Raw genomic sequence first — 6,076 nt, 5'->3', positions numbered from 1 at the left:
ACACAACTGGTCATGAAGCCTTTTTAATTAGCTTTTTCAACTGATTTTATTTAGCTTTTTCATTTGGCGTCGACAAAGGGGGAATATCCATAGAGACAAAAGATTAATCAAGCAACTATTTAAACAACAGAACAATGAACCATCAAACGAAAGAAAATGTATTATTTATCTCCGGCATAGACACGAACGTCGGAAAGACCGTAGCCACCGGAATGATCGCCAAGGCATTGGCGAAAGCCGGAAAGAAAGTGATCACCCAAAAGATGATACAGACCGGATGCGAGCACGTATCGGAGGATATCGAGGCACACCGCCAAATCCAAGGGCTCCCCTTTACCGACGAGGATACGCAAGGACTGACTTGTCCTTATATCTTCACCTATCCCTGCTCTCCTCATATGGCGGCGGCGAAAGATGGAAGACGTATCGATTTAGACACGATCACCCAAGCCACTCGGCGATTGCGAGAGACCTACGAGTATGTATTACTGGAAGGAGCTGGAGGACTGATGGTTCCGAACGACATGGAATCCCTCACGATCGATTATGTAAAGGAACAGGCGTATCCTTTGATACTTGTCACGTCCGGCAAGCTGGGAAGTATCAATCATACTTTGCTTAGCTTGTACGCCTGCGAGCGGTACGGTATCGAGGTAAAAGCCATCGTCTATAACCAATATCCAAGCATCGACCCGCTGATCGAGGCGAATACCTTGGAGTATCTAAAGGCCAAATTCCCGGAGATCCCCTTAATCCTCCTTCCGGAAATGAAAAAGGGAAGCGAGGAGCTTCCCGATATTCGCCCGTTGCTATAACGCCCTATCAAGCCGGATCAGGAAATAGATCCAGTATTTTCTGATCCGCTTTTCTCCGGATCTCCGGTGTAATGCTATCCTTCACCATTTTCAATACGAAAGTCATCACCGCCACATCGTCCGTGAAGCCGATAATGGGGAGCACGCTCTCCGGGATCAAGTCGAAAGGCAATATAAAGTATCCTAAAGCCCCGATTATATAAGCCTTATGTTGAAGAGGCACCTTTTCATCCTGCAACATATAATACAGCGTCAAGACAGGACGCAATACCGTAGCCCCCACTTTCTTCGCTACCCGCTCTATCTTCTTCCAGAAACTCTTCTCCGAGAAATAAGTCCCATATCTTTGTATCTCATGTACTTCCTCGAAAGGAACATCCTCAATCTTTCTTGTGTCCATAAACGAATCCTATTAAATCATCTTTCACAAAGATAACAAGTAGTGTAGAAAAATTGCACATCAAATGAGGAAATATTACACAATGCCACCTCCACACCCGTATTCAAAGCTTTTCGTAATAATCTCATAAGAAAACAATTATAAAGAAATCTACAGGATTTATCACATCTGGCACGCCTTTTTCAGATAATCCTTTAGTTAGTATAGGTATTAATAAGACGTTTTAAACAAAAAGAGATGAGAAATGTAAAAACATGGGGCATACTATTCCTATGTCTACTTCTATTGCCCGGGGTAGCGTATGCGCAAAAAAGACAGATCGAAGGAACGGTGATTTCCCAAGAGGACAAGGAGCCTCTGATAGGAGCGACCGTTATCGTAAAAGGGAGCCTGTCGGGAGCGGAGACCGATCTTGACGGGCATTTCACGCTGGAAGTTGATCCTGACGCCAAATTCATTATTGTCGATTACATCGGCATGAAGCAGACCCAAGTACCTATCCCGAAAAGCGGTATCTTAAACGTGGCTTTACAACCGGAGGCGATGAACCTCGATGAGGTCGTGGTAACCGGTTACGGTAACTTCTCACGTTCTTCCTTTACCGGTTCCGCCAACACTTTACGGGCTGACCTACTGAAAGAGATGCCGGTGGTTTCCATAGAACAAAAACTACAAGGCATGACCTCCGGTGTCAATATCACGGGAAGCTCCGGGCAACCGGGAGCGAACGCATCCATCCGTATCCGTGGTATGGGCTCGTTCAACGCATCGAACGAACCTTTGTTTGTGATAGACGGAGTTCCCGTCACCTCGGGAAACCTAAGTACCGGAAGCGGATCGGAGGCCTCCTACATGAACAATGCCAAGACCAACATCATGAGTACGATCAATCCCTCCGATATCGAGAATATCACGGTTATCAAGGATGCCGCCGCCGCCTCCCTTTACGGTTCCCGTGCGGCCAACGGTGTTATCTTGATCACGACCAAACAAGGATCGAAAGGACGTACCCGGGTCACGTTGAACGCTAGCGCAGGATTCTCGGACGCGGCGGTAGACTTCCGCCCGACCCTCAACGGAGAGCAACGCCGGGAACTACTTTATGAAGGCTTGGTTAATTACGCGCAAGACCAGATCGCCAAAGATCCCGCATCTTTCACCCAGACTCCGGAAGAGTACGCCAACGCCAATATCGGGGCATACACCTCTGTTCCCGCTTTAGGCTATACCGATTGGAAAGACGTGTTGATGAGACAGGCCGTACATCAAAATTATGAGGCTTCCGTTTCCGGTGGCTCCGAGAACACGACGGTCTACAGCTCCTTGGGTTATCAAAAACAAGAGGGTCTGGTGGAGAACTCATCGATGGAACGATACTCCGGACGCTTTAACGTACAACAAAAGATCGGCAAACGAGGCGAGGCCGGAGCGAACCTCATGTTCTCGCAAGTGAATCAAGAGATGAACGAGGAACGTACATCCAGTATCAATCCTTTCTATTGCATGGCAGTAGCCACTCCTCCCTCCTACCCAGTATTTAACGAGGATGGTTCCTACGCCAATACCTATCCCGGAACGAACGTAAATCCTTTGCGGGATATGCGTACCGACTATAACCGGGTTCGTATGACCCGTATCTTCGGTACGGCGCACGGTGCGGTAGAGATTATCAAAGGACTTAAATTAAAGGAAGTACTCAGCTATGATTATAGCATCCAAAAGGATGCCCGCTATTTCAACGCATTAAGCGGGGCGGGTCCCAAGAGCGGTAGCGATGCCCAATCGTCCAAAGGTTTTATCGAATACGGGAAATTGATCTCTTCTACCTCGTTGAACTACGTGAGGACATTCGCCAACAAACATCATCTGGATGTACTAGCCGCTTATGAGGCGGAAAGTTTCCAGACAGATAAAGCCGCCGGTGAGAAAAGCAAGATGCCGTCCGACCAATTATTCGAGCCGGACAATGCCGCCGTTATAAACAGTTTCGTATCCTCTACACAGGATTATCGGTTGCTTTCTTATCTAACCCGCTTGAATTATGATTACGACAACCGGTATTATATCGCCGGAAGTTTCCGCCGGGATGGTAGTTCCCGATTGGCACCGGAGCATCGCTGGGGTAATTTCTGGTCGGTCTCAGGCATGTGGCATCTGGGAGCCGAGGATTTCATGAAAGCCGTAAAGCCGGTGTTGAGCGATGTCAAGATCCGTGCCTCTTATGGTGTGAACGGTAATCAGCCGGGATCTTATTACGGTTATATGGGTTTATATAGTTACGGAAAGAACTATATGGATAACCCCGGTTCGTATGAAAGCACACAAGCCAATCCCAATCTAAAATGGGAGAAGAACTATAATATGAACCTCGGACTAGACCTCGCGTTTATCGATCGCATCTTCGTAACGCTCGAGTATTACAATCGTGACACCAAGGATTTGCTTTACAACCGTCCGATCAGCGCCACGACCGGATTCCTGAACTATCTGGGTAATCTGGGGCAGTTAAACAATAAAGGTGTCGAGCTGGAGGTTCGTTCCTTGAATATCTCGAACGCAGATTTTAATTGGACTACGGTATTGAACTTGACACATAACAAGAATAAGATCGTGGCCCTTGATGGTAATCTCGATCAAGTGGTAGAAAGTAGTTGGTTTATCCGGAAAATAGGATTGCCATTCAATACATTCTATGTAAAGGAATTCGCCGGGGTAGATCCCTCGAGCGGAAATGCGCTGTATTATAAAAATACGGAAGACGAGAACGGCAATCTAGACCGCACCTTGACCCAAGATGTCAATGAGGCGCAAGCGGTTCCTTATAAACAAGTAGATCCAAAGATATCCGGCGGCCTTACCAATATCCTTTCTTATAAATGGTTCGACTTGGCCTTTACGCTCTCTTATTCATTGGGCGGCTATTCTTTCGACAAGACCGGTACGTATATCGAGACAGACGGAGCCAGCGAAGGAAACCGCAACCTGCCCATCTATGAGTTAGACCGTTGGCAAAAGCCCGGTGATATCACCGACATTCCCCGTTTCGTATTGGGACGCTCCGACAAAGTGAGCGGTGGTTCCTCTCGCTTCGTACATAGTACGGATCACTTGAGATTAAAGAACCTGACGTTCGGGTTTACCCTGCCTCATAACTGGACCGATAAAGTCTTGCTGGATAAAGTCCGTGTCTATTTCTCCGGCAGCAACTTGCTGACTTGGGCGAAATGGAAGCAATATGATCCAGAGGTGCCCGTATCCGGCGAGGTATTCTGCGAGACACCGCCCATGCGAACCTTTAGCTTCGGCGTGGAAGTTAATTTCTAAACACAACAATTCATTCGATAAAAAAGAAATACAATGAAATGGTCAATTAAATATATCGTAAGCGCTCTTCCTTTCTTATTCACGGCTTGCTCCGGAGATTGGCTGGATCTGGATCCCTCCACTTCCGTGACCAGCGATAACGCTATTCAGTCACTGGAAGACGCTAAAACCGCATTAAATGGAATCTATCGCATAGCATCCGAGCATAGTTATTATGGAGACAACTACCTCTATTATGCCGACTGCCGTGGCGAAGACGTACAAGCTCGTATTGACAAAGGTCCCGGCAGACGTGTATCTCCGTACTATCTGTTCAACGTAGCCGCCGACGACGCTTTTAATATCACGAGAGTATGGAACCAACCCTATATCGTGATTCATCAAGCGAACAGCTTAATCGAGAAAATAGACAACGGTAGCGTCCAAACCTCCGACACGCAAGAAATCGCCCGTATAAAAGCAGAGGCGTTGGCTATGCGTGGCTTGGCCTTATTCGATTTAACCCGCCTCTTTGGCATGCCTTATACACTGGATAATGGGGCGTCCTTGGGTGTGCCCATCGAGATCAAGACGGAGTTGCCGACTCACCAACCGTCTCGCAACACGGTAGCCGAATGCTACAACCAAGTGATCAAAGACCTGACCGAAGCCTTACCCAACCTTGTTACAACCAAATCCGACGGTCACCAAAATGTATGGAGCGTGAAAGCACTTCTATCTCGTATCTATTTATATATGAACGACAACGAGAACGCCCTTAAATACGCTCAAGAAGTAATCAATAACGGAGGTCTTTATACCTTGTTCACGCACGATGAGTATGCCTCCGTATGGGGAAAAGACTTCAATTCCGAATCCCTGTTCGAGTTCTACTTTACGCTTACCGAGCCTTCCGGCGGTAGTGGCGGAGAAGGCGCTCCCATGGTATATGCCGATAACGTGAAAGATTGGAACAATTTGGTCTTGACGAAAGATTTCTTGGATTTACTGGGTGAAGACCCGGATGATGTTCGCCATGCCTTATGCCGCTTACCTCAAAAACCGGACGAGGATATCCTTCCAACCGGTTCGACTGGACATCCTAAATATCTGGCGAAGTATCCCGGAAAAACAGGAGATGTATTGACCGGCAATCCGCAAGACAATGACCTATGCATCATCCGTCTGTCCGAGATATACTTAAATGCGGCCGAGGCAGCTTTCAAGCTAGGAAAACGTAGCGAGGCGTTAGGCTACCTGAATCAAATCGTAAGCCGAGCCAACCCCAATAAATCCGTTAGCGACTCCGAGCTTTCCCTAGAGAGAATCCTTAAAGAACGCCGCAAAGAATTGGTTGGCGAAGGACATGCGTTCTTTGATTACATGCGTAACAATATTCCGGTAATCCGCAAGGGCGGTTGGCATTTGCCGCAATTACCTACCGACGCACAGGTGATCAACGCTTCCGATCCCCGGGTAGCACTCCCGATTCCGCAAAGCGAGATCGACGCAAACCCGAATATCGTACAGAATAAACGGTAACCAACAAGAAAAAGGG

The 6,076-nt window shown here is 47.5% G+C and carries 4 protein-coding genes; 3 read left to right on the top strand and 1 reads right to left on the bottom strand.

What is annotated here, in order from left to right:
* The first annotated feature begins 134 nt into the window (after positions 1 to 134).
* Positions 135 to 815 (top strand): dethiobiotin synthase, encoded by a 681-nt coding sequence (gene bioD / locus D7V92_RS04180; protein WP_009275806.1) that lies wholly within the window; start codon positions 135 to 137, stop codon positions 813 to 815.
* Between the two features lie 7 nt (positions 816 to 822).
* On the opposite strand, the gene D7V92_RS04175 is transcribed toward bioD, so the two are convergent.
* Positions 823 to 1,215 carry a YkvA family protein gene (locus tag D7V92_RS04175; protein WP_121772322.1) on the bottom strand — a complete coding sequence of 131 codons (393 nt, stop codon included), beginning with the start codon at positions 1,213 to 1,215 and terminating at the stop codon, positions 823 to 825.
* A gap of 237 nt (positions 1,216 to 1,452) precedes the next feature.
* Here D7V92_RS04175 and D7V92_RS04170 point away from each other — a divergent pair, with 237 nt between their 5' ends.
* Together D7V92_RS04170 and D7V92_RS04165 are read left to right on the top strand one after the other, a co-directional pair.
* A complete protein-coding gene (locus D7V92_RS04170; protein WP_008773400.1) occupies positions 1,453 to 4,539 on the top strand; it encodes a TonB-dependent receptor in 3,087 nt (1,028 codons plus the stop codon).
* 33 nt (positions 4,540 to 4,572) lie between these two features.
* A complete protein-coding gene (locus D7V92_RS04165; protein ID WP_121772321.1) occupies positions 4,573 to 6,060 on the top strand; it encodes a RagB/SusD family nutrient uptake outer membrane protein in 1,488 nt (495 codons plus the stop codon).
* The last annotated feature ends 16 nt before the right edge of the window (positions 6,061 to 6,076 follow it).

It is taken from the genome of Parabacteroides sp. CH2-D42-20 (assembly GCF_003670185.1).
GTDB classification, from domain to species: Bacteria; Bacteroidota; Bacteroidia; order Bacteroidales; family Tannerellaceae; genus Parabacteroides; species Parabacteroides distasonis.
This window is presented reverse-complemented; position numbering and strand designations above follow the sequence as displayed.

Coding starts and splice junctions, on each gene's coding strand:
- D7V92_RS04170 (WP_008773400.1), top strand. CDS start 1,453: ATGAGAAATGTAAAAACATGGGGCATACTATTCCTATGTCTACTTCTA.
- bioD (WP_009275806.1), top strand. CDS start 135: ATGAACCATCAAACGAAAGAAAATGTATTATTTATCTCCGGCATAGAC.
- D7V92_RS04175 (WP_121772322.1), bottom strand. CDS start 1,215: ATGGACACAAGAAAGATTGAGGATGTTCCTTTCGAGGAAGTACATGAG.
- D7V92_RS04165 (WP_121772321.1), top strand. CDS start 4,573: ATGAAATGGTCAATTAAATATATCGTAAGCGCTCTTCCTTTCTTATTC.